At 34.3% G+C, this 24336-nt stretch carries 25 protein-coding genes; 11 read left to right on the forward strand and 14 right to left on the reverse strand.

Annotated elements, in window-relative coordinates; genetic code table 11:
* Positions 1–84: 84 nt before the first annotated feature.
* The 5 genes from MODO_RS08280 to MODO_RS08300 form a co-directional block, all read right to left on the reverse strand.
* Complete coding sequence (locus MODO_RS08280) at positions 85–930, reverse strand: DUF2911 domain-containing protein (protein WP_006260623.1); 846 nt, start codon at positions 928–930, stop codon at positions 85–87.
* A 244-nt stretch (positions 931–1174) separates the two neighbouring features.
* Complete coding sequence (locus tag MODO_RS08285) at positions 1175–3160, reverse strand: protein-disulfide reductase DsbD family protein (RefSeq protein ID WP_006260622.1); 1986 nt, start codon at positions 3158–3160, stop codon at positions 1175–1177.
* Complete coding sequence (tilS, locus tag MODO_RS08290) at positions 3157–4476, reverse strand: tRNA lysidine(34) synthetase TilS (protein WP_006260621.1); 1320 nt, start codon at positions 4474–4476, stop codon at positions 3157–3159. Before tilS ends, MODO_RS08285 begins: the two co-directional genes overlap by 4 nt.
* 176 nt (positions 4477–4652) lie before the next feature.
* Positions 4653–5708 carry an RluA family pseudouridine synthase gene (locus MODO_RS08295; RefSeq protein ID WP_006257128.1) on the reverse strand — a complete coding sequence of 352 codons (1056 nt, stop codon included), beginning with the start codon at positions 5706–5708 and terminating at the stop codon, positions 4653–4655.
* Positions 5709–5726: 18 nt separating this feature from the next.
* On the reverse strand, positions 5727–6362 hold the full coding sequence (locus MODO_RS08300; RefSeq protein WP_006260620.1) for a PASTA domain-containing protein: 636 nt from the start codon (positions 6360–6362) through the stop codon (positions 5727–5729).
* Positions 6363–6486: 124 nt separating this feature from the next.
* On the opposite strand from MODO_RS08300, the gene MODO_RS08305 reads away from it, so the two are divergent.
* Positions 6487–7467, forward strand: a complete 981-nt coding sequence (locus MODO_RS08305; RefSeq protein WP_006260619.1) for a D-alanine--D-alanine ligase — start codon at positions 6487–6489, stop codon at positions 7465–7467.
* A gap of 11 nt (positions 7468–7478) precedes the next feature.
* Positions 7479–7931 (forward strand): pantetheine-phosphate adenylyltransferase, encoded by a 453-nt coding sequence (gene coaD, locus MODO_RS08310; protein WP_006260618.1) that lies wholly within the window; start codon positions 7479–7481, stop codon positions 7929–7931.
* A 55-nt stretch (positions 7932–7986) separates the two neighbouring features.
* On the opposite strand, the gene MODO_RS08315 is transcribed toward coaD, so the two are convergent.
* A complete protein-coding gene (locus MODO_RS08315) occupies positions 7987–8595 on the reverse strand; it encodes an NUDIX hydrolase (RefSeq protein ID WP_006257132.1) in 609 nt (202 codons plus the stop codon).
* Positions 8596–8602: 7 nt separating this feature from the next.
* Between MODO_RS08315 and pyrE the strand changes: the two genes are divergently transcribed.
* Both pyrE and MODO_RS08325 read left to right on the forward strand, forming a co-directional pair.
* Positions 8603–9244: an orotate phosphoribosyltransferase gene (gene pyrE / locus MODO_RS08320; RefSeq protein WP_006257133.1), complete on the forward strand. Its 642-nt coding sequence runs from the start codon at positions 8603–8605 to the stop codon at positions 9242–9244.
* Positions 9245–9267: 23 nt separating this feature from the next.
* On the forward strand, positions 9268–9660 hold the full coding sequence (locus MODO_RS08325) for a hypothetical protein (RefSeq protein WP_006257134.1): 393 nt from the start codon (positions 9268–9270) through the stop codon (positions 9658–9660).
* 76 nt (positions 9661–9736) lie between these two features.
* Here MODO_RS08325 and MODO_RS08330 read toward each other — a convergent pair whose 3' ends face one another.
* The gene (locus MODO_RS08330; protein ID WP_006260617.1) at positions 9737–10489 is read right to left on the reverse strand and encodes a hypothetical protein; all 753 of its coding nucleotides are present in this window, start codon (positions 10487–10489) and stop codon (positions 9737–9739) included.
* A 764-nt stretch (positions 10490–11253) separates the two neighbouring features.
* Between MODO_RS08330 and MODO_RS08335 the strand changes: the two genes are divergently transcribed.
* Positions 11254–12645 (forward strand): RtcB family protein, encoded by a 1392-nt coding sequence (locus MODO_RS08335; RefSeq protein WP_006260616.1) that lies wholly within the window; start codon positions 11254–11256, stop codon positions 12643–12645.
* Positions 12646–12647: 2 nt separating this feature from the next.
* Positions 12648–13268 carry a peptide chain release factor H gene (gene prfH / locus MODO_RS08340; protein WP_006260615.1) on the forward strand — a complete coding sequence of 207 codons (621 nt, stop codon included), beginning with the start codon at positions 12648–12650 and terminating at the stop codon, positions 13266–13268.
* A gap of 90 nt (positions 13269–13358) precedes the next feature.
* Here the strand turns inward: prfH and MODO_RS08345 are convergent, their stop codons facing one another.
* Together MODO_RS08345 and prmA are read right to left on the reverse strand one after the other, a co-directional pair.
* Positions 13359–13634 carry an ATP-dependent Clp protease adaptor ClpS gene (locus tag MODO_RS08345; RefSeq protein WP_006257138.1) on the reverse strand — a complete coding sequence of 92 codons (276 nt, stop codon included), beginning with the start codon at positions 13632–13634 and terminating at the stop codon, positions 13359–13361.
* Positions 13635–13658: 24 nt separating this feature from the next.
* On the reverse strand, positions 13659–14492 hold the full coding sequence (prmA, locus tag MODO_RS08350) for a 50S ribosomal protein L11 methyltransferase (RefSeq protein ID WP_006260614.1): 834 nt from the start codon (positions 14490–14492) through the stop codon (positions 13659–13661).
* Between the two features lie 121 nt (positions 14493–14613).
* On the opposite strand from prmA, the gene MODO_RS08355 reads away from it, so the two are divergent.
* Positions 14614–15849 (forward strand): porin, encoded by a 1236-nt coding sequence (locus tag MODO_RS08355; protein ID WP_006260613.1) that lies wholly within the window; start codon positions 14614–14616, stop codon positions 15847–15849.
* Between the two features lie 150 nt (positions 15850–15999).
* Positions 16000–16479 (forward strand): hypothetical protein, encoded by a 480-nt coding sequence (locus tag MODO_RS08360; protein WP_006257141.1) that lies wholly within the window; start codon positions 16000–16002, stop codon positions 16477–16479.
* Between the two features lie 78 nt (positions 16480–16557).
* Here the strand turns inward: MODO_RS08360 and MODO_RS08365 are convergent, their stop codons facing one another.
* The 5 genes from MODO_RS08365 to MODO_RS08385 all read right to left on the reverse strand — a co-directional run bounded on the left by MODO_RS08365 (position 16558) and on the right by MODO_RS08385 (position 21191).
* Entirely contained in the window at positions 16558–16794 is a 237-nt protein-coding gene (locus tag MODO_RS08365) for a hypothetical protein (RefSeq protein WP_006257142.1), read from the reverse strand.
* A gap of 83 nt (positions 16795–16877) precedes the next feature.
* Complete coding sequence (gene lysA, locus MODO_RS08370) at positions 16878–18044, reverse strand: diaminopimelate decarboxylase (RefSeq protein ID WP_006260612.1); 1167 nt, start codon at positions 18042–18044, stop codon at positions 16878–16880.
* Between the two features lie 12 nt (positions 18045–18056).
* Positions 18057–19376, reverse strand: a complete 1320-nt coding sequence (locus MODO_RS08375; protein WP_006260611.1) for an aspartate kinase — start codon at positions 19374–19376, stop codon at positions 18057–18059.
* 475 nt (positions 19377–19851) lie between these two features.
* Positions 19852–20313, reverse strand: a complete 462-nt coding sequence (locus tag MODO_RS08380; protein WP_006260610.1) for a hypothetical protein — start codon at positions 20311–20313, stop codon at positions 19852–19854.
* A gap of 50 nt (positions 20314–20363) precedes the next feature.
* Positions 20364–21191, reverse strand: coding sequence for a siderophore-interacting protein (locus MODO_RS08385; protein WP_006260609.1), 828 nt, complete (start codon positions 21189–21191; stop codon positions 20364–20366).
* A gap of 800 nt (positions 21192–21991) precedes the next feature.
* Here MODO_RS08385 and udk point away from each other — a divergent pair.
* Genes udk through MODO_RS08400 form a run of 3 tightly spaced genes read left to right on the forward strand, consistent with a single transcriptional unit; the run spans position 21992 to position 24334 of the window.
* The gene (udk, locus tag MODO_RS08390) at positions 21992–22600 is read left to right on the forward strand and encodes a uridine kinase (RefSeq protein ID WP_006257147.1); all 609 of its coding nucleotides are present in this window, start codon (positions 21992–21994) and stop codon (positions 22598–22600) included.
* Positions 22601–22617: 17 nt separating this feature from the next.
* Positions 22618–22941 carry an FtsB family cell division protein gene (locus tag MODO_RS08395; protein ID WP_006257148.1) on the forward strand — a complete coding sequence of 108 codons (324 nt, stop codon included), beginning with the start codon at positions 22618–22620 and terminating at the stop codon, positions 22939–22941.
* 22 nt (positions 22942–22963) lie between these two features.
* Positions 22964–24334 carry a methylmalonyl-CoA mutase subunit beta gene (locus MODO_RS08400; protein WP_006260607.1) on the forward strand — a complete coding sequence of 457 codons (1371 nt, stop codon included), beginning with the start codon at positions 22964–22966 and terminating at the stop codon, positions 24332–24334.
* The last annotated feature ends 2 nt before the right edge of the window (positions 24335–24336 follow it).

The following is a 24336-nucleotide window of genomic DNA, read 5'->3' on the forward strand; positions in this document are numbered from 1 at the left end:
AGTGTTTTAAGCACAATCTTAATTCTTAATTCTTAATTCTTAATTCTTAATTCTTAATTCTTAATTCTTAATTCTTAATTAAAATTACTTGCTCCACTCTCTGATAGCGTCTTTATTAATCTTGATATAATCAAGGTTATTCGCTTTCTCTGCTAACTCTAATGCCCATTTGGCAGTTTCTACAGCGGCTATTTTATCACCTCCTTTAGCTTGGATTTGTGATTTTAAGCGTACAAAGTAATAAGGTATTTTGTCTCCTGATTTCTCAATAGCCTTATTTACCCAATCTAGAGCTTTTACAAGGTCTTTGTTTGTTAGGTAATAATATTCTGCTGCTCCGTAATAATCAACGATTGTAGGTCCATCAAATGTCTCCTCAATACTCTGCATTGCCAGTTGATCTGTTGGTACTTTAAAACGAACAGGCACAACTGTCTTCTCCCACATAATCTCTAAGTCCGCGTAGTCTATGTTCACATTATTCACTGCTACAGTTAATGTCTCGAATTTGCGATCAGAACCAATAGGTTTAACCTTAGTCGATAAAGCTACTTTACTCTCATCCCATTTCTCTGGTAATCCCCAGTTATTCGTATCTGCATAGAATATTACTTCCCATTCTTCTACTTTAGGAATAGTAAATAATGCATACGATCCTTTCTTTAATTTCTTACCGCCTATCTCTACATCATTACCAAAAGTAACTACCGTATTCATATTCGCCCCTGTTCTCCACATTCTTCCATAAGGAACTAAATCACCAAATACTAAACGCCCTCTCATATTCGGTCTTGAGTAGTCAATCTTGATATCCGTAAGCCCTACTACTTGATGTGATTCTGCTTTTGTACTTGTAGGTGGAGTGTGAACTTGTGCTTGTGTACACAGTGCAAACAATGCAAATGATAATGCAACTAAACTTCTTTTCATTTTTCTTAGCTTATTTTATACGCTCTAATTAATCATCTAATATTCTGAAGAATACATTCTCTATTAGTGATTAACAAAAGGTACTTAAATTAAATATTGTGTTTTGTTTCCTTATTTCAGAAGGTTATCAAATGTATTAACTTTCTTCTTAAAATTAAATCAAAACACCTTTGTTTTTTTATACCACTACCATAAAAAAAGCCACGTGAACTCACGTGGCTTCTCTTAAAATATAATCGTAACGTTATTTTACTTTATTAATACCGCTCTCTAACCAAGCTTTATACTCTGGTGCGTCTGGCATATAACCAACAGCTTCATTTAAGCGATTACCTTCTTTATCTAATACGATATAGTAAGGCTGTGCATTCGCTTGGTAATGTTTCATTTGGAAATCACTCCATTTATTACCAATTGTTTTTATCTTCTTACCTGTAGTTTCCGAAACGTATTGTTCGTTCTCAGGCAACTCTTTCTTATCATCTACATATAATGAAATTAAAACAACTTCATTTTTTAAGATAGATAATACTTCTGCTTCTGACCATACATAATCTTCCATCTTACGACAGTTCACACATGCAAAACCTGTGAAGTCAAGTAAGACTGGTTTGTTTACAGATTTAGCATAAGCCATACCTTTCTCGTAATCTGTAAAAGCAATAATATCATGTGCTCCAAGTTTAGCTCCGTCTGGAATAGCAGTAGCTACTCCTCCTCCGTTACCACCTTTTCCGCCAATACCATAAGGACTTTCTGAATACGTCATCGGTGGAGGGAAACCTGAGATAATCTTAAGTGGTGCTCCCCATAGACCTGGTATCATATAAATCGTAAATACAGATACTAATAAAGCCATAAATAATCTTCCTACTGATATACTATCTGTAGGACTATCATGAGGTAACCTAATCTTTCCTAATAAATATAACGCCCATGCTCCAAAGATAGCAATCCAGATCGCCAAGAAAACTTCCCTTTCTAACCAATGCGCTTGTAATACAAGGTCTGCATTAGACAAGAATTTAAATGCTAAAGCTAACTCTAAGAATCCTAAAGATACTTTCACAGTATTTAACCATCCTCCTGAACGTGGCATAGAGTTTAACCATCCTGGGAACATAGCGAATAACATAAATGGTAATGCTAATGCTAGAGAGAACCCTAACATTCCTACGATAGGTGCTATACCTCCTTTAGATGCTGCTTCTACTAATAGTGTTCCTACGATAGGCCCTGTACATGAGAATGATACTATAGCAAGTGCTAATGCCATAAATAAGATTCCTATGATACCTCCTCTGTCTGCTTGAGAATCTACTTTATTAGCCCATGAGTTAGGTAACATAATCTCGAACGCTCCTAAGAACGATGTAGCGAATATCACTAACAATAAAAAGAAGATAATATTAAAATACACATTCGTAGAAAGTGCGTTTAATGAATCTGCTCCAAATATTGCAGTCACTATCGTTCCTAATACTACATAGATAAGGATGATAGATAATCCATAGATAATTGCATTCTTAATTCCCTTCGCTCTAGTCTTAGACTGTTTAGTAAAGAAACTCACTGTCATTGGAATCATTGGGAATACACATGGTGTAAGTAATGCTGCAAACCCTGATAAGAAGGCTAAGAAGAAAATAGTAAACAATCCTTTTTTCTCTTCTTTAGTATTTCCTGTTGTAGCTACTGTTGTATCCGTTGTATCACTGTCCTTTTTAGTATCTACAGCAGTAGTTGCTAAATCTTCGAAGTTCTTTACTTCCTTGGTTTCAAGTGTCTTTAAATCATAAACAAATAAGTTACTCTGGCTAATACACATTTCATCACATACCTGATAAGCTAATTCTACTTGGATAGTTTCCACAGTAGGATTGGTTATCTTAATGTCTTGAACTAGTTTAGCAGAGTCTACGAAGTAGATTTCATCCACACCAAAGACATCATTAAATGAAGTCTTTGTTTCACTCTCCTTTGCCTTACCCTCTAAAGTATAATTTCCCTCTTGATTATTATAAATAAACTCTAAAGGCAAAGAACCTCCTTCTGGGTTATATTGGGAGTATAAATGCCAGTTCTTTTCTATTACAGCATCCCAAGTAATGGTATATTCTGTATCAGACTTTTTCTCAATTTTAGATTGCCATTTAGCAGGATTAGTAATCTGAGCCTGCACTGATATAAATGACAATAAAAAAAGTAGCAAATAAGCTAATTTTCTCATAGATTAATTTGAATTTTAATAATGTTTGTTGTTGTATCTTTTATCTTAAATCGTTCATCCATTCGACTACCGATAACCCATACAATCTTATTTTCTGAACATAAAAGCCAAGTATTCTCTTTATCAAATAGACTAAACTTCTCGTCTTTAAAAAACTTACTCACTTTCTTTGTTCCCTTCATCCCAAATGGGATAAATCTATCTCCACTTCGATATTTACGTATAGTCAATGGAAAAGTCAATAAATCCCCATCTACATAAATGGTCGAAGCATCACTTGTTAACTGTTTTTCTTCATAAGGTGTTATACTAATCGTTAGTGGTTGGGTTAATGTTTGTTTGTTCTCTAATAAATATATTTGTTCTTTATTCTCTTTTTCTTGTGGAAGAGGTTTTATTATAAACTCTCCTCTATTCTTCAACAGTACATGAGTAGGCGAATAAATCATCTTACCTGATGCTCCATTAATTAAATCTTCGATATCAGACCAAGCCGTAAATCCTAAAGGAGATAACCACTTATACAAATATGCTTTAGGTGAAGAAAGACTTTTTAACTGCTCTAAGTTAATACTTATCTCCTCACCGTCATGTTCTGTAACTACCTGACTGTAATAATATTTACTAGCATCTTCACTCAAATCTACTGACTGCTGCAAATACTCCATTGTCTGTAAAAAAGACTGACAAAAATGTTCATTCGTCTCTTTTAGAAGTGGCAATATATTCCTACGAATTTTATTACGCAAATATTTTGTCTGACTATTTGTTATATCTTCTCTCCAAGTAATCTGATTCTCTTCTGCATAATGAGCGATATCCTCTCTAGTAAATGGCAATATTGGTCTTCTGATGTAGCCATTTCTAGCTGGTATTCCTAATAACCCTTCTATACCCGTACCTCTAGATAAATTAATCAAGAAAGTCTCCATAGAATCATCTAAGTGATGAGCGGTTAATAGATAGGTCTTCTTCTGTTGTGTAGCTAGTTCTCTAAACCAATCATATCGCAATTCTCTAGCTGCAATCTGTATAGACACCTTGTGCTCTGTGGCATATTGTACTGTATCAAACTCTGCAACAAAAACTGGAATGCTTAACTCCTCTCCTAATTGTTCTACAAACTCTTGGTCACCATTACTATCTTCTCCTCTTAAATGGAAGTTACAATGTGCTATCGTTATGTCTAGTCCTAACTTATGACATAAATGCACTAAAACGATACTATCTATCCCTCCACTTACTGCAAGTAATAATGGCTCTTCTAATAACTCTCTGAAGTTATTCTCTATATGTAATTTAAACTGATTAAACATCTTCTAGTAAAGTCAACAAAGTAACTAAAATAATTTAATTACTTTCTCCTTATTTATGTTTTTTTAACCTAGATTAAGACTTTTTCCTTCTTTTTTAAATGATATTTTATAGCAAATAAAATAAAGCAAATAAAAAAAGCCTCATCTAACAATGAGGCTTTGATATCTTAAATTAACTATAATCCATCTACTTTATTTCCAAAATTAGAAGCTTGTGCGTATGTTCTCCATTTTTCAATACATTCTACCATATCTGTAGGTATCTCAGAGTCAAACCTCATTCTTTCTTTAGTTATAGGATGTGTAAATCCTAGTGTTTTAGCATGTAGAGCTTGTCTAGGTAAAACAGCAAAACAATTATCTACGAACTGTTTATATTTGGTAAATGTCGTTCCCTTAAGAATTAAGTTACCTCCATAACGTTCATCGTTAAACAGCGTATGTCCAATATGTTTCATGTGAACACGTATCTGATGCGTACGACCTGTCTCTAGACGACAAGATACTAAAGTAACATATCCTAAGCGCTCAAGTACTTTATAATGCGTCACAGCCCATTTCCCCATACTCTCATCATCAAAGGCAGCCATCTGCATTCTATCTTTGACGTGACGGCCGATATAGCTCTCTATCGTACCTTCATCTTCTTCTACATTCCCCCATACCATAGCGACATACTCACGCTCAGATGTCTTTTCTGCAAATTGCTTTTGCAGTTCGGTCATTGCCCATTCTGTCTTTGCTACTACTAACAGACCACTAGTATCTTTATCAATACGGTGGACCAATCCTGGTCTTTCACTACTATTTAGGGGTAAATTCTCAAAGTGATATGCTAAAGCATTTACTAGAGTTCCTGTATAGTTACCATGTCCTGGGTGTACTACTAGTCCTGCTGGTTTATTCACTACTAATAATGAATCATCTTCATATACTATATCAAGAGGAATATTCTCTGGTATAATGATATTTTCGAATGGTGGTTGTTTCATCAACACACGCACCACATCATTAGCTTTTACTTTGTGATTTGATTTTACAGGTATATCATTCACGAATATATTTCCATTAGTAGCTGCTTGTTGTATTTTATTACGTGTAGCATTCTCTACTAAGTTCATTAAAAACTTATCCACTCTTAAAGGAGCTTGTCCTTTCCCTGCTTCAAATCTATAATGCTCAAATAACTCACCTTCTAAGTCATCGAACATTTCTACATTATCTTCTTGCATTAATCTTATTTAAATCTTTTAAAAATCAAATTCACTAGAATTACTAGAATTGCCATTCGCATCTTCGATAGCTGGCGCTACGTCAAGCTCTTCTTCTGAGTAACCCGCTCTACCATCTCCTAAAACAAAGTCAATTCTAGAGTCTTTTGCTATTTTGTCCCCTTCATTTAAGACTTTACCTTTTTGATAAACTTTAAGCACAACATCCTTTCCAATGAAAGTCTGGTATGTAATCGTTCCTTCTTTTAAACCTAATGACTTAATAGTCGCTAAGGCCTGACGGTAAGTTAATTCTTCAAGCTTTGGCAATTTTACATTACCATAACCCGATGCATTAATCTTCACATATATCTTTCTATTCGTTTTCACACCCGTCTTCGGAGCAGGGTCCTGCTCTACAATACTTAACGGAGGGAAATCTTTATCATAATCAAGTGTATCTAATACGACCATGTTCAACTCGTTTTTCTCTAACAGTTGTAATGCCTGGTCGGTATCTAACTTAATTAAACTTGGTACTTCTATCTTTTCTCCATGATTAGTCGTATGTGCCAACCACTTAAGCGCTAAGAACACACCTAGTATAACGATTACGACTGCACTCGCTAAGGAAATAAAAAAGGCTCTACTTTTTAGAAAATCCATTAATTTCATATCTACTTATTTTGAGCAAAGATATAAAATCGAAAACATTTTTTGTTTCTATGTTTTATTATAAATTTGTTTTGAACAAATACAAACTAGTAATTCATACTAATGTATTAAAATTTAGCTCTATATGAAGCACGTAGCAGTAATTATGGGGGGATATTCTAGTGAATACAAAATCTCATTGACAAGTGGTAAAGTGGTATGCGATACACTAGACCGATCTAAGTATATTCCTTACCCAGTACATATATTTGAAAACAAATGGGTATATGTAGATGATAACAATGATGAATTCCCTATTGATAAAAATGACTTTTCGGTAAACTATAAAGGAAATAAAATCACTTTTGATGTTGTATTTAACGCTATACACGGTACTCCTGGAGAAGATGGATTAATGCAAGCTTATTTCTCTCTTATCGGAATGCCTCATACCTCATGTGACTATTACCAAGCTGCTTTAACGATGAATAAAAGAGATATGCTTTCGGTATTAAAACCGTTTGGTATTAAAACAGCTATCTCTTATTATCTAAATGAAGGAGATGTTATCAATACTGAAGAAATTATTCAACGTGTTGGGTTGCCTTGTTTTGTGAAACCAAATAGATCTGGTTCTAGCTTTGGTATCTCTAAAGCAAAAACAACAGAGGAATTACTTACTGCCATAGACGTAGCTTATAAAGAAGATAACGAGATTATAATCGAAAGTTTTTTAAATGGTACTGAGGTATCTGTTGGGGTTATTGACTATCAAGGAGAGATAAAAGTACTACCTATGACAGAGATAGTTTCTGAAAACGATTTCTTTGACTACGAAGCAAAATACTTAGGTAAATCTCAAGAGATAACTCCTGCTAGAATAGATGATAAAGTTAAAGATAAAGTAGCAGATATAGCTAGTAGAGTCTATACAATTTTAAATATGCAAGGCTTCTCTCGCAGTGAATTCATCATAGTGGATGGAGTTCCATTTTTATTAGAAATGAATACTGTACCAGGTTTAACGAACGAAAGTATTCTACCACAACAAGCAAAAGCGGCTAATATTGCCCTAGCTGACTTGTTTGACAATGCAATTGTTTTAGCTTTGCAGAAAGCAAATTAATTTTAGATACCATGAGAAGAGCAGTTTTACCAGGTTCTTTTGACCCTATTACAAATGGCCATTACGATATTATCCAAAGAGCATTACCTCTATTTGATGAGATTATTGTTGCTATCGGAGTAAACTCAGATAAAAAATATATGTTTTCACTAGAAGACAGAAAGCGCTTTATAGAAGAGACATTTAAAGATGAGCCTAAAATTAAAGTAGCTACTTACGAAGGATTAACTACTGATTTCTGTTTTAAAGTAGGAGCACAGTTCATTCTTAGAGGACTAAGAAACCCAGCTGACTTCGAGTTTGAAAAAGCAATTGCACATACAAACCGTTTCTTGACAAAAATAGAAACTGTCTTTTTACTAACAGCAGCGAGTACTTCATTTATTAGCTCTAGTATAGTGAGAGATGTTATCCGTAATAAAGGAGACTATTCTAAACTAGTCCCTCCTACTGTAAAATTCTAATCCAATATAGAATCTAAAAAAGCCTATCTAAATCGATTTAGATAGGCTTTTTAAATTATTCATCTTTTAATATTCCTAGTTCATCTATAAGCAACTTAATATTCTCATAAGAGTTATTCATTGCCTCTCGGATTTGTTCTTTATTTAACCATGCTACTTGTTCTATATCTTCTTCTATCTGACCTACTAATGGTCCGTCAAAAGTAGAAGTCATTTTATACCAAGTAGTAATTTTCAATCTATACTTACCATTTCTTTTAAAGATATGATACGTTTTAGGCAATTTACGCACTATCTTAAGTTTAGACACACCTGTTTCTTCCTCTACCTCTCGTATAGCTGTTTCCTCCATTTCTTCTCCTTTCTCAATTCCTCCTTTAGGTAAGTCCCACTTACCACCTCTAAGAATAAAAAGAATTTCTCCCTTTGGATTAAACACAACTCCACCTCCTGCTTTCTGTACTGGTATCTTTTCTTTTATCTTCTTTAAGATCTCTTTTTCATCTGGATGATATAAAAAAGCCTTCTCAATTTTATTTTGAAAATATTTAATGATAATTTTGTCAATATCGACACTATCTAATAAGAACAGTTGAAAATCGGTTTCTTTCTCGATTTTATCTGTTAAGAACAATGGTTTGTCGTTTACAAAAACTTTATACATTTGTATTATGATTTTTAATAAAGAAACAGCACACAAAACTGCCGAGTCACTTCTGCAAATTAACGCAATTAAATTAAATCCTAAAAATCCTTTTACTTGGGCTTCAGGATGGAAATCACCTATTTATTGCGATAACCGTATCACATTGTCTTATCCAGAGATTAGAAAGTTCTTACAAAAAGAATTTGCTGAGAACATCGTAGCTAAATATGGCAAACCAGATGTAATCGCAGGAGTAGCTACAGGAGCTATCGGTATAGGCCTTCTAGTAGCAGAAGCTTTAGAACTGCCTTTTGTATATGTACGTCCTGAACCTAAAAAACACGGAAGACAAAATCAAATCGAAGGACAATTAGAAGCTGGTAAATCAGTTATTGTTATCGAAGATCTTATCAGTACTGGTAAAAGTAGCTTACAAGCCGTTGACGCACTAAAAGAGAACGGAGCTAATATCCTAGGTATGGCTGCTATCTTTACTTATGAATTCCAAGTAGCTGAAGACAACTTCAAAAATGCAGGAATAGAACTAACTACACTAAGTAACTACTCTTCTTTATTAGAAAATGCAGTAAACCAAAAATATATTTCAGATAGTGATCTAGACACACTACAAGAGTGGAGAAAGAACCCTGCTGAATGGAATCAATAATAATATCCTAAATACTAGAATATATGAATTTAGAAAGTCAAAAAGTAACTGTTGCTAAATCAGCAGAATATATCTTCAACGCTTTGACAGACGTTAAGAACTTTGAAAAACTAATGCCTGAGTCAATTGCTAAGTTTGAAGTTACAGGAGATGATTCTTTTATCTTTGCATTAAAAGGAATGCCAGAGATTAAATTAAAACAAAAAGATCAAACTCCTCACTCTAAAGTTGTTTTAGGTGCTGCTAGTGATAAACTTCCTTTTACATTAACTGGAAATATTACTGAAGTAGATGCTAATAACTCTGAGATACAACTTCAATTCGAAGGTAGCTTTAACCCAATGATGGCGATGATGGTAAAAGGACCTATCGGTAAATTCATTGAAGCTTTAGCTGGAAATATGAATAAATTATAATACAAAAAAAGAGGAATTTACTAAGTGTAAATTCCTCTTTTTATTTTTAGATGTTCAAAATAGAATCTTTATGCTCTTATTTGAACTCCACTTTATATTCTAACACTTTAGGATTAGCTATAATATCAGACATAGAGAATCTCTTTTCAAAAGATTTACCATCTTTACTGATTACGGCATCTTCATAAGATACAGACTTAATTTTCTTGTCAAAACTTGTTTTTAGAACATAAGTAAACATCGCTTCCATTCCTCCCATCTCATTCGCTTTCTTAGCTTCTTCAGTATCTTTTACACTAACCTTTCTTTCGAATTGTTTGCTGTCTAGACTATATTGACTCTCAACTAATAAAGGTGGTTGTTTCTTTCCATTTTGCTTCTTATCTAGCTCACTTGTTTTATCTGTTATCTTATTGATATTTATAAGTGATTGATTCAAGTCTGCCATATCTTTTGCAATTACTTTTAAATTAAAATCAGCTAAAGAGTCTTTCATATTAATCATAAAGCGTACATTCTTAGTATTGTCAAATAACTCTTTGTTTGCTTTAATAATACTATCTTTCTTCTGCTCTCCATTCTTTTCTTTTAACATAGCGAAATCAAGTATCTGATCTATGCTTAATTCCTGTCCGCTAATCAATTCTAACTTCTCGGCATCTCCTTTAAAAATAGCATTCTTATCAGGCACATTTTGTAACAACTCTTTAAAGTCCATCTTAAAGGTGTAATCTACCGCCCCGTTATCTTTTACGTACATTTCTTCCTTCGTCACACATGACTGAAGTGATAAGCTCAATCCTAGAAGGAATAAATAAATCTTTTTCATTTGTTTTATTTTTTTTGTGATACACAAAGGTAAACTTTTAAATCACTGATAAAATATGACCATAAAAAAACAGCAATAAATCATAGTGACTTATTGCTGTCTTAAATAAAACTATACTATTAATTTTAAGCGTTTTTTAATTTCTTATAGAATAGACTATTTTACTGTCTTAGGATCCTTTGTATTCTTAAGTCCTCTATTAATTATTAAGTGAGGATAGAACTGATCTATTCCTTCTCCTGCTTTTATAAAATTCAAAGTAATCGCTGCTGATCTTGATTGATACTTTTCAAAATAAACTAAATTAACAACCTATCTTAAAACCATTTACACAAAAAACACAGTATCAGCTGCTCCCTCCCAAGTTTAGGATATTAGTATCTAAATACCTTATAAATATTTTATTTACAAAATATTTTTCTCTTTTCCCTTGCATAATTCAAATCTTTTATACAATCTTTGCACTGAAAATAAAGTTTAACAATTAAAAACGAAGAGAAAATGTTTGTACTAAATTATACTTCTACATCATTCGCATCAGCAGGGATTGCTGGGGTGTATCTTCGTGCTACTTTTATTTAGAATATCTAATTTTATATATAAATGAAAAGCCCGAAGATTTAAATTCGGGCTTTTTTGTGTTTATTCCGGACCCTTAACGTCATTAAAACCCGAATTGACTGATAGATGCTAAAGATCATCAGTAAAAAACAGATCAATTGTGAACTAACAATTGAGCATTTAGTCAATTTAAATTTTACATCATGGGAAGGAAACTTTCTGGGAGAGACTTTATTAAAATAGGCTTTCCTCAAAACAATACAATAAACATCGCCTTAGGGCAAGTAAATAGATATAAGAAAAAAGAGAATAAAAACAACATACTTGAAGAAGCTAAGCTTGTACTAAAGAATCCTGATTCTTACATAGGAGACGGTATCTGGGGCAAAGTAGCAGAGAGTATGATAAAACAAGTAGAAGTCAAAAAGCATCAACTGAATACCAATAGAGTACCATTCTCTATCTATGGAGAAGACGCTATAGACGAACAGACGAAATACCAACTGTTCACTGCTTTAAAATTACCTGTGGCAGTACAGGGGGCATTAATGCCTGACGCTCATTACGGATATGGTTTACCTATCGGAGGAGTGTTAGCTACTGACAATGCTGTTATTCCTTATGGAGTAGGTGTAGATATAGGATGTCGTATGAGTATGTCAGTCTTTAATCTACCTGCCAGCTTCCTAAAAGGAAAAGACCATATGTTGTTAAACATATTATCAGAACACACCAAGTTCGGTATGTATGACACACATAAAGTCAAAGCTGATCATGAAGTATTCAGTAGAGAAGAGTTTAAAAACATTCCTTTTGTAAAAGGCTTATTAGATAAAGCATACAAACAATTAGGAACATCAGGTAGTGGTAACCACTTCGTAGAGTTTGGTATCGTTCGATTAACGGAGACTAAACCTGAGTGGAGATTAGAACCTGGAGAATATATCGCAGTTCTTTCACATAGTGGATCGAGAGGTCTTGGAGCTAATATCGCTAAGCACTATACGTATTTAGCAGCTAAACAATGCCCTCTACCAAGCAATGCACAACATTTAGCTTGGTTAGACCTCAACACACATGATGGGCAAGAGTATTGGTTAGCCATGAATCTTGCAGGAGATTACGCAAAGGCATGTCACGATGATATACACCGTCGCATTGCTAAAGCATTAGGTAAGCAGATAGCTTTCACTATCGAAAACCATCATAACTTCGCTTGGAAAGAAGTGATTAATAACAAAGAATTAATTGTTCACCGCAAAGGAGCTACTCCTGCTGCAGAAGGACAATTAGGAATAGTCCCGGGATCGATGACTACTAATGGCTATATAGTCGAAGGTCTGGGAAATGCAGAGAGCTTAAATTCTGCCTCTCATGGAGCAGGACGCCTACACTCACGCGCGGCATGTAAACAGAAGTTTACCAAGAGTGAGATTAAGAAAGAGCTAAGCTCTACAGGTGTTCAACTTATCGGAGGTAGCGTAGATGAAGCCCCAATGGCTTATAAAGACATCAATGCAGTGATGCAAGCTCAAAGCGAATTAGTAAAAGTATTGGGAAGCTTTACCCCTAAATTTGTAAGAATGGATAAGTAATTATGGCAACAGTTATTCAGATTACATCAGGTAGAGGTCCCCAAGAGTGTGATTTTGCCGTTAAGAAGATCGCACAACTTTTTATAGACGACGCAGTCAAATCCAATATTAAAGTTGATCCAATACAGGATGAAGCCGACGCACATGGCGCGTCGGTCTTTATCCAAATCGTCGAAACGTCTAAAGAAGTTGATACTTTTTTGAGAACTTGGTTAGGTACAATACAGTGGATTTGCGAAAGTCCCTTTAGACCTAAACACAAAAGGAAGAATTGGTACATCGGTATTTTTGAAAGCACTAAAGCAAGTGATCCTGCGATTCTTGACCGTGATATTCAATACCAAGCTGTACGCAGTTCTGGAGCTGGCGGACAGAATGTCAATAAAGTTAGCTCGGCTGTAAGAGCTACTCATCTGCCTACAGGCATTACTGTACTAGCAATGGATAGTAGATCTCAGCACCAAAACAAAAAATTAGCCACCGAAAGAATACTAGGTAAACTTCAGTATATGGCATTAAATGAAGTCAAACTAGAAGAAAAGAATACGTGGCTAAACCAAACGAAAGTAGAAAGGGGCAACCCTACTCGAACTTTCATTGGCATAAAATTTAGAGAGAAATAATCACAAAAAAGGCTACTCATATGATATGAGTAGCCTTTTTATATTTTCTACAGTACCTCAGTCCTGTTACACTTCTATACCTTATAATTATTAGATAATTTCAGCACTTAAACCTGCATCTAATAATTGTAAACACTGAGACTTAAGTTTCTTAAACTCCCCAGTTTTAACCGTACATTTACCTGTATAATGTACTAATACAGCACATTGTTCTGCTTGTTCAGATGTATGATCACACACGCGAATAAGCGTATCGATGACATGATCAAAAGTATTTACATCGTCATTATACAAAACAATTTCACTGTTTCCATTCAGTAATTCAGATACATCTACATTTTCCTGAATTTGCTCTTGTGTACTCATAATATATTATATAGTAATGAAATTTTATCCTTTTATAAACTTCAAAGATACCCAATTATTCTTTTCTAAAGAACTTTCAAAAACTAAACCAATCTTTTCTGCACAATTTTTAATCGCTGTAATATCTTCTGTATAAAATCCACTGAAGTAAATCTCACCTCCTTTATACAAACTAGCGATATACTTATCCATATCATTTAATAGGATGTTTCTGTTAATATTAGCTAAGATTACATTGTACTTAGGCTCTTTACTAATTATAGAAGCATCTCCTTCGAATACCTCTACGTTAGCACAGTTATTTCTCTCTGCATTCTCTATAGAGTTAAGATAACACCAGTTATCGATATCGATAGCATCTACGTGCTTAGCTCCGCGCATAGCAGCTAATATCGCTAAGATAGCTGTACCACATCCCATATCTAGCACTACCTTATCTTGCATATCGTTATTCAAGATCTGGCGAATCATCATAAAGGTAGTCTCGTGATGTCCTGTACCGAAGCTCATCTTTGGTTCTATAACGATATCATACTGAGCACTTGTTTTCTCATGAAATGGAGCTCTTACATAACATATACCATCTACATCGATTGGGTCAAAGTTCTTTTCCCACTCCTCATTCCAGTTTACTTGAGCTATTTCCTCTTTTCTATAAGTAATTGTAAACTGTTCTGACTGTAAAATAAAAACATCTTCTAAAATATCCTCTGTCCACAAATCTTTTTGAACATAAGCACTAACACCTGTTGCTGTCTCTTCAAAACTCTCAAATGCCTTTTCTCCTAACTCCGCAATCAGTATTTCTGTACCAAGTTCTCTTGGTTCTACATTAAAATGATAACCTATATACACCATAATTTCTTATTAAATCTGTTTCCTTAACCTTTTGGTAACACTATCTTTACATTGAAGTAACAACATAAGTATTCCTATTGCAAAACTAATGTTATTTTTGCACAAATAAATACAACACACTATGAAAAAGCTTTTACAATGTCTTTTTTTGCTTTGTCCAATGCTGACAATGGCACAGGAAATTAAGCATGAAACCACTAGTAATGAATTAAAATTAGAACAACTACCATACTATAGTTATGGTAAAGGACTAGGAATGACTTCTGCAGACAGTATCTTCCAGTTAAATATCCGATTCAGAATGCAGAACAGATTAACCTTCAATGAAAACGATGGTGAGAAAAACACCTATGAAGGAGAAATCAGGAGATTGCGTCTAAGACTTGACGGTTTCGTAGGTAGCCCTAAGTTCTTATATGTAATTCAGCTTTCATTCGCTCCTAAAGATTTAGGGACAACCAAAGAGAATGAACCTATTAATATCATCCGTGATGCTGCCTTAACATATCGTCCTAACGAAAACTGGAACTTTATCTTCGGACAGACTAAACTACCTGGTAACAGACAGCGTATTAACTCTTCAGGAGCACTACAGTTAACAGATCGTTCTATTAACAACTCTAAGTTCAACATCGATCGTGATTTCGGTATACAAGCCTATTACTTACGTGAGAAGAAGAATGAATTCGGATATAATATTAAGACTGCCGTATCTACAGGTAGAGGTCGTAACTTCTCAGGGAGCGAAAGCGATAGTTATGCATTAACAGGTAGAGTAGAATTATTCCCTTTAGGTAGTTTCTCTAAGAATGGTGCATTCTTTGAAGGTGACTTAGCTAGAGAAGCAACTCCTAAATTAATGTTATCAGGTACCTTCCATCGCAATAATAATGCAATGAAATCACAAGGACAAACAGGGAATAAACTAGGAGAAGCAAAGTCATTCAACTCATTAATGCTAGACGGTATCGTTAAATATAATGGATGGGCTGGTATGGTATCTTATATGAACAGAACCTTAGACGATGCATTGTCATTAAACAATCTTGAAGATCCTACAGATGGATATAACTACATCTTTGCCGGTCAAGGAATGGACTACCAGCTAAGTTATATCTTCCCTAGTAACTATGAGATCATAGGACGAGTATCTACTCAAACTATGAAAGACCAATTACACAAAAACACAGACTTCAATTTACCAAATACAACACAGTTTTCACTAGGAGCCAACAAATACCTTTGGGAACATACTTTTAAGTTACAAGCTGAGTTAACGTATGATAAACAGAAGTTCTACCAAGGTCCTACGAAGAACAATTGGTATTTTAGACTACAGTTCGAAATAGGAATATAATAAAAAAAATGTCAATAATTTATTATTATCAAAAATACAACCTCTAAATAATTAACTATTATTTAGTAATTTATCAAACCTACTATAACCAAACTTTAAGTTCTTATTGTTTACTTTTGAAACATAATTCAAAGCTAAAATTAAATAAGTATGAAAAAGATTATCGTTGTAGTAGGTTTTATTTTTGCTTTCATTTCTATGGGTTGTGGAAATAATAGTGCTACTGCAGGCAATGCTCCTGTAGATCAACCGAATTTATTGACTTCTATGACAGCAGAAGATAGAGAGTTTAGAATAATCGAACAGAGTGAAATCAACACTCTGAATAAGACTATTATAGAGCAGAATTTAAACTCTATCGAAAAGATCATGCAAGAATATGCACCAGAAGATATGGCTGCAGAAGGCAATTACACTTATATCATCACGAAAGCAACGACAACAGATCCTAATAAATTTACCCTTTCTTTATTAGAAGATGGGATCAATGATGATTCGTTAAAAGCTTTGAAAGTAATCATGACTGTGGAGAAGAAAAAAGACACTTTTAGAGTACTTGGTATTAAAGAAAGTTACCAATGCTGGAAAGACAGAGGTCACCAAGACTGGGGAGCTGATTACTGCTTATAATATATAGACATACATTACCTCAATTAACTATAATAAAAAAGTCATACTAGTAGTATGACTTTTTTTGTATTATTTAGCTTATTCAGCTTGCTCTGCTTGAGGCTCATCTTCTTTTCTTCCAATATTCATATTTGGGAATTTTTGTTGAATAGATTTCAAAGCGAACTCATTGATTTCATTCATTGCTTCTGGTGAAGGCAATTTCATTGTTTCTGCATTGTGCTTTAAAACTTCTTCTAATAAAATCTGTGTTCTTAATAATTGAAAATTTAAATCAATTATTTCTCCTGCTACATCAATGTCTCCTAATGTCATTATTACTCTTTTTTAAATTTATAACTTTCTATTGTTCGAACTCAAATTTAACAAACTATTCTTAATATGAAACTATTTTAATGTTATTCTTTGAAAAAATATTCTAACTCTTGTCTCAAGTTATAACGCGATGACATCACCTCTCCATAAGCTCCTGCAGAACGAATAGCGATTAGGTCTCCTCTTTTTAATTTTGGAAGTAAAACATCTTTGCCAAAACAGTCACTACTCTCACAGATCGGCCCTACTACATCATACTTCACTTCTGTTTCGTTAGTCACCTCATCCGCATATTTATCAGATAGTAATTCTACCTTGTGATACGCTTGGTATAAGGCAGGTCTTAATAACTCTGTCATACCTGCATCTAGAATAGCAAAGTTCTTCTTCAGTCCTTCCTTTATATATAACACTCTACTGATCAGAGTCCCACTATTCGCAATGATAGAACGCCCTAGTTCAAAGTGAATTTGTTGATGTGGTCTCACGTCTAGAAACTCGTGGAACAAATAGAAGAAATTAGAAAAGTTAACAATAGCTTCTTCATCAGGTTCGCTATAATTAATCCCTAATCCTCCACCTAAGTTTAACACAGGTACATCATGTCCTCTCTCATAGAACCAAGTATTCCATTCATTTACTTTTAGACATAGACGTTTGAACACATTCAGGTCCGTGATCTGCGATCCCACGTGGAAGTGCAATCCTATTAATTCTAAATATTCATTCTTATTGATGATCTCGATACAGTTCATTAACTCATGCATCATGATACCAAACTTATTCTCATCTAATCCCGTAGTGATATAGTGATGCGTCTTTGCATCAACATTAGGGTTTATACGCAAGGCGATACGCCCTTTTAGCTGATGCTTAGTAGCCAAATCACCTATCACTTGTAGCTCTTGTACAGACTCTATATTAAACGACATAATCTGATTCTCTAACCCGATTAATATCTCTCTATCTGTCTTACCTACTCCTGCGAACACGATATCTGATGGAGAGAAGCCTTCTGCTATAGAGCGCTCTATCTCTAGCCCACTCACACAGTCTGCACCGAAGCCGTGAGCACTAATCTCTCTTAAGATACGCGGATTATTATTAGCCTTTATAGCATAGTGAATATGATAACCAAAACGATCTGCTGCACTCTTAGCGACAGATAGTGTTTCTCTTAAAAGTGGTAAATCGTAGTAATATAAAGGAGTCTCTACTCCTTCTAATTCTTGTATTATCTCTCTTGTCATCCTATTCCTTGTTTAAAATAATCTACTGTGTAATGATCTCAATGCTTCTAACTTCTGACTAGCTGGAACTAAAATAGATATATTATGCTCACTTCCACCATACGATATCATACGGATAGGCAAGTGCTTCACTGCTTCAGAGACGATAGTAGCATGCCCTAATTTATTATTTCTAAAATCTCCTACGATACAGATGATAGCCTGATCTGTATCTACCTCTACATGACCGAAGAAGTTTAGCTCTTCTATAATCTCTTTTAGATACTGCGTATTATCTATGGTTAGTGATACAGCTACCTCAGAAGTAGTGATCATATCTATCGGCGTTTTATATCGTTCGAATACTTCGAATACTCGTCTTAAAAAACCGTATGCTAATAACATACGCGAAGAGTGAATACGTATAGCCGTAATACCATCCTTAGCCGCTATCGCCACGATCTGATCATCATTCTGGCAGTTATCTGAGATTAAAGTACCTGGTGCACTTAACTCCATCGTATCTAATAATCGTACAGGTACATTAAATCTCTTCGCAGGGAATACACTCTGTGGGTGTAGAATCTTTGCCCCAAAATAAGCCAACTCTGCTGCCTCATCAAAGCTCAGATTAGCAATAGGCTTGGTATTCGGTACATAACGAGGATCGTTATTATGGAATCCGTCTATATCTGTCCAGATCTGTATCTCTTCTGCTTGTAACACTGCTCCTATTAGAGAAGCTGTATAATCAGACCCACCTCTTCTAAGGTTGTCTATTTCACCAAAAGCATTGCGACAGATATACCCTTGTGTAATAAATAAGGTATCTTTAGGATACTGTGCTAATAGAGCACTTGCTTGAGTACGGATATAGTCAAGATTAGGTTCTTGTTCTTCATCGATACGCATAAAATCAAGTGCTGGAAGTAATACAGAGCTTACCCCAATCTCTTTTAAGTAAAAGTGAAATAGCGTAGTAGATAGTAACTCTCCTTGTGCTAATGCTATTCTTTCTTCTATCGCAGTAAATAGATCATTGCTAAAAGACTCTAACAAATTAAAGTGGTGATCTATTACTTCTGTCGCCATCCGCAGACCCTCCTCTGTTTTAAATAATTGCTTTATGAAAGTTTTATAAGTAGCATATAGGTTATCGATTTGTTTCTTTGCATCCTCCTTTTTGCCATTAGTATACGCTTCTGCTATTCCTACTAAGGCATTAGTAGTACCTGACACAGCAGATAAGACTACTAAATGACGATCGCTTTGCTGCGAATGAATAATCGGCAACAACTGTTGCATCCTTTCTGGGCTTCCTACTGAAGTACCTCCAAATTTTAAAACTTTCATATAAAATTAATTTGTTATTAAATGTATTCTCTTTACTCAGATCAAAAACTATACTATTCTGTAATACCCTCTGACCATAAACCAAAAAAAGGGGCTTGTCGTGATGACAAGCCCCTTTAGTATATCTTTAGTTCATATCCATAGGAAAGCTGCTCACGACGTCGGACGTAAGTACTGTTTCTTTCCCTTCTTTATAATTGATATAAACATTTTCTTCATTGATTTGGGACAAATATAAACACTTTATTTAATAACCAACACTTTAAAACAACTTTTTTAAATAAACTGTAAAGCTTAATCACCTCTGTTTTAAAAAATCTTACCACAATATCTCTTCTCTATTCTCATATAAGAGATAACTAAAAAGAATAACCTTATTCTTAGTTAATAAAGTAGTATCCTCTTTAAAACAAAAAAAAGAGACAATACAATAATATCGTATCATCTCTTCTTGTTCAATTTATGGAAAACTATTTTATTTCTTCACTAATATATAATCTCCAGATTCATGCTCATTCACCACATCTCCTTCACTATCTAGAAAGTATAATTTGCCTTCTTTTACTAAGAAAGCATGTGCAGCACTATACTCATCTTCTCTCAGGTACAGTCTATCTTGCTCTAGCTCCCACTCTCCCTCTTCATGATGTGTACCTGTGGAGCTAATGACTCTATACACATACTTATTACCTTCTTTGATCTGAGCAGATACTTGGAGTACCTCCATATCTTCTCCTTCCTCAGTCCAAGGAAACTTTCCTGCATAAGTACCATATAGCACCTCTTTCTCCTCTACTCCTTCTTCAGTAGGAGTTATACTACTTTGTTCTGATGGAGTAGGCACTTCTATAGTCTGCTCTACTTCTTTACTATCCTTACACTGTGAGAAACACACACCTAATAAAGAAAGTAATATTACCACAACACTTCTTTTCATCATTCTATTTTTTAAGACAACAAAGATGAAGTATTTCTATCAAAAATTGATTATTCTAAGCTCGCTTTTTCAGCTCTACGGTCCGCTTCAGAAGCAGACTCTGCCTTACCAAACTTCCAATAAGAATAAGCGTATAACTCATCCTTAGTCCAGTTTAATTCTTTTCGAAGGTAGTTTCTCAATTCTTTTACTGTATCAAACTCAGCCGCTACATATCCGAACTTAGACATCTCATCACTGTGCTCTGCTATGATTTCTTTTGCTTTCTTCGCCAGTTCAGAATTTTGCCCAGAAGTAGGGTTGATCAGCCATTCGATTTTAGACTCTGCATGAGTAGGTAGTTCTTGTATATCCTCTGCACTTTCTACTTCTATCACAGCATTCACTCTAGCATCTACAGGTAGAGACTCTAATATAGCTCCTAATACTGGTATAGCTGTACCATCTCCTACTAGTATATACCATGCTGCCTCAGGATATAACTCACTAGGATCACATCCCATAGCTACACCTAGCGGATCACCGATCTCTGCATTAATAGCCCAGTTAGAAGCTGGCCCTTCATCACCATGTGCTACGAAATCAATGTATAACTCATTCTTTTCTAAATCTATCCCTCTATGTGTATAAGTACGTACATAAGGTTTGATTGATTCCTCTTGAGGCTTCCATGCCCCTTTCTCGAAGTCAAACTCTGGTAAGTGTACCTCAGCACATCCTTCTGGAGCGATAAATATCTTATTATTTACCCCTATCGTTGTATTCTTAAAATCTGCTACATCATTACCACTTAATGTAATACGTATATAATGTGGCGTGATATACTCTCTATTCTTTAATGTAAATACTTTGCGCTGTATGTTACCTTTCTTTGCCATATTGTTGTTTTATTCTTTGGTTCTATTTCTTTAAATCACACAAATATAACTTTTTTATTTAGATTCAATATAAACAGCTAGTTAAATCAGTATTTTATCCAATACTAACCACTTATTGTCCAATTAATTCTAATATGGAAGTACTACCAGTATCCTCCTATTATTACTAACATCAGCATACACGCTGACTCCCCTTCTGATCTATTTTTCTTTTTTTCTATCCCTATCCTTAATGACATTACTATACTACCTTATAATTACTTCTATTTTCCATTTCGTATCCTTTATATAATCCTTAGAGGAGAATACTAGGATATTAAAAGATCACTCCTTCGACAAACAACACCTCAGCTCCACTAAACTCGGCTTATTGTCCATGTATTGTCGAGCAATCTCTATACAATCCTATATTTTACAAGGGTTAAGCAACATATAATCAATACAGTAAAAAAACACAAAAACAAACCAAACAACTACAAATCAATCAATTAACAAAAAATATACTTAAAAAAAAGTATATCCTTTATTTTGAAAAACAATCATATTGACCGCTAAAAACTACTTTATAGAAAAAAAAGAGAGTATACATTCTATAAAAAGAAGATTTTAAAGCTAAAAAAGGAGGTGAAAATAAAAAAACAATATCTTTTTTTTAGAAAACAGATCAATATAAGTAGTCTGAATCAGCACAGAGAAGCTTATTAAACTTTTGATAATAAAAGCCAAAAAACAGTGAATCGATAAAAAATGTTTCTATGCAAGATTATTAATTTATACTTTTGCTAAAAATATATTATAACATGCTTATTATAGGAATTGCAGGAGGTACTGGAAGTGGTAAAACTACAGTAGTTCAACAAATTATAAATGAACTACCGGAAACCGAAGTTGGAGTTATATCACAGGATTCATACTACAAGGCGACTGATAATCTTTCGTTAGAAGAAAGAACGTTAATTAACTTTGACCACCCTCGTTCAATTGACTTTGAATTATTGGTAAAACACCTAAAAGAATTAAAAGAAGGAAACAGTATTAACCAACCTGTTTACTCGTTCGTGAAACACAATCGTACTGATGATTATATCTTAACTCACCCTCGTAAAGTAATGATCGTAGAAGGTATTCTTATTCTATGTCATCCAGAGCTACGCGATATGTGTGACATTAAGATATTCGTTCACGCAGATTCTGATGAGCGTCTGATTAGAAGATTAAAGAGAGATATAGCTGATAGAGGTAGAGATATGATGGAAGTGGTAAACAGATATCAAACAACTTTAAAGCCGATGCACGACCAGTTTATCGAGCCTTCTAAGGCATTCGCAGACATCATTATCCCTAATGATACCTATAATACTGTTGCTATCGATATTGTTCGTACAGTTATTAATGAAAAAATCGGTTAATTTACTATCTTTAGGCTATGAAAATAGTTGAGACCCTAAAAAATTATAAATATGTAAGCCTACTAAAAAATCCTTTTTTTTTAGTAGGTCTTTTATTTGTAATTTGGATAATATTTTTTGACAGTTCTTCTTTATTAGAACAGCGGGTTATAGATCAAGAGATTAACAAGCTGGAGGACAATAAGAAGTACTTCGAAAACGAAATAGCAAAAGATAGACAGGCTATCAAAGGTCTAAAAAGTGGAGACGCTACAGAAAAATATGCTCGTGAAAATTATTATATGAAGCGGGAGAATGAAGATGTCTTTATTATAGAGTTTGACACACTGTCTGCACAATAAGTTTCACTACCAACCAAAAATTATGACTAACCAATTATTCGAAGAATTTGAAAAAGTTTCTTCTAAGGCGTGGAAAAACCAAATACAGTTTGAGTTAAAAGGCGCTGACTACAATGAAACACTTGTTTGGGAAAGTTTAGAGGGAATTAAGGTAAAGCCATTCTATCACAATGATGCTGATCACCGTCCGATTCCTGTACAGACTAGTACCTCTCATTTTAACATTGTACAGAGGGTATACGTTTTTGATATTGAGAGATCGATAGCAAAGACGCTTGATACACTTAATAGAGGAGCTGAAGTGATCTACTTCACGATAGACAATCCTTCTATAGATGCTACAGAATTATTAACTGCACTACCAAAAACGCACCAATACTTCTTCGTATTTAACTTCCTAGATACTGCATATACTAGAAAGTTATCTACCTATGCTACTAGCAATGGATATAAGATAACAATCTTATTAGACCCTATACACCAACTAACAACTGATGGTAACTGGTACACTAACCTGAACAGCGACCTAAGTAATCTAAATGAGTGTGTAGGTATAGCTAATAATGTAGCTATTCATGTAGATGCTACTGTGTACCAAAATGCTGGTGCTAATATGACACAGCAGTTAGCATACGCACTAGCTCATCTAAATGAGTACCTAAACAGAATAAAGTTAAAGAATACTCCTATTTATATAGAAACGGCTGTAGGGACTAACTATTTCTTCGAAATAGCAAAACTACGTGCACTTCGCTTACTAGCAGAGCTAGTAACTAAAGAATACAACACAGATACGAAGATACACATCATCGCTATCCCTACTAAACGAAACAAAACATTATATGACTATAATGTGAATATGCTACGTACTACTACGGAGTGTATGAGTGCTGTATTAGGAGGTGCTGACTTAGTTAGTAACTTAGCTTATGATGCTATCTATCACAAAGAGAATGAATTCGGTGATCGTATATCTCGTAACCAACTCTTAATCTTAAAAAAAGAAAGTTATTTCGATGCAGTGGACAATCCTGCTGAAGGGGCATACTATATCGAATCACTTACTGCTCAACTAGCTGAGAAAGCATTAGAGCTGTTTAAATCAATAGAAAAAGCAGATGGATTAATCACTTCTCTAATCGAAGGGACAATCCAGAAAAAAATAAATGAAAGTGCTCAAAAAGAACAAGAGCTTTTCAACAATGGTAAAGAAGTCCTATTAGGTACTAATAAGTATCCTAATCCTCAAGATGTGATGAGTCACGACCTTGAGTTATTCCCTTTTGTTAAACAGAATCCTCGTAAGACGCTTATCGTTCCGATTATAGAGAAACGACTGGCAGAAAGCTATGAACAAAATAGATTAGAGGAAGAAAAATCAACTAAACAATAAGG

The sequence above is a fragment of the Myroides odoratimimus genome (assembly GCF_001485415.1).
GTDB classification, from domain to species: Bacteria; Bacteroidota; Bacteroidia; order Flavobacteriales; family Flavobacteriaceae; genus Flavobacterium; species Flavobacterium odoratimimum.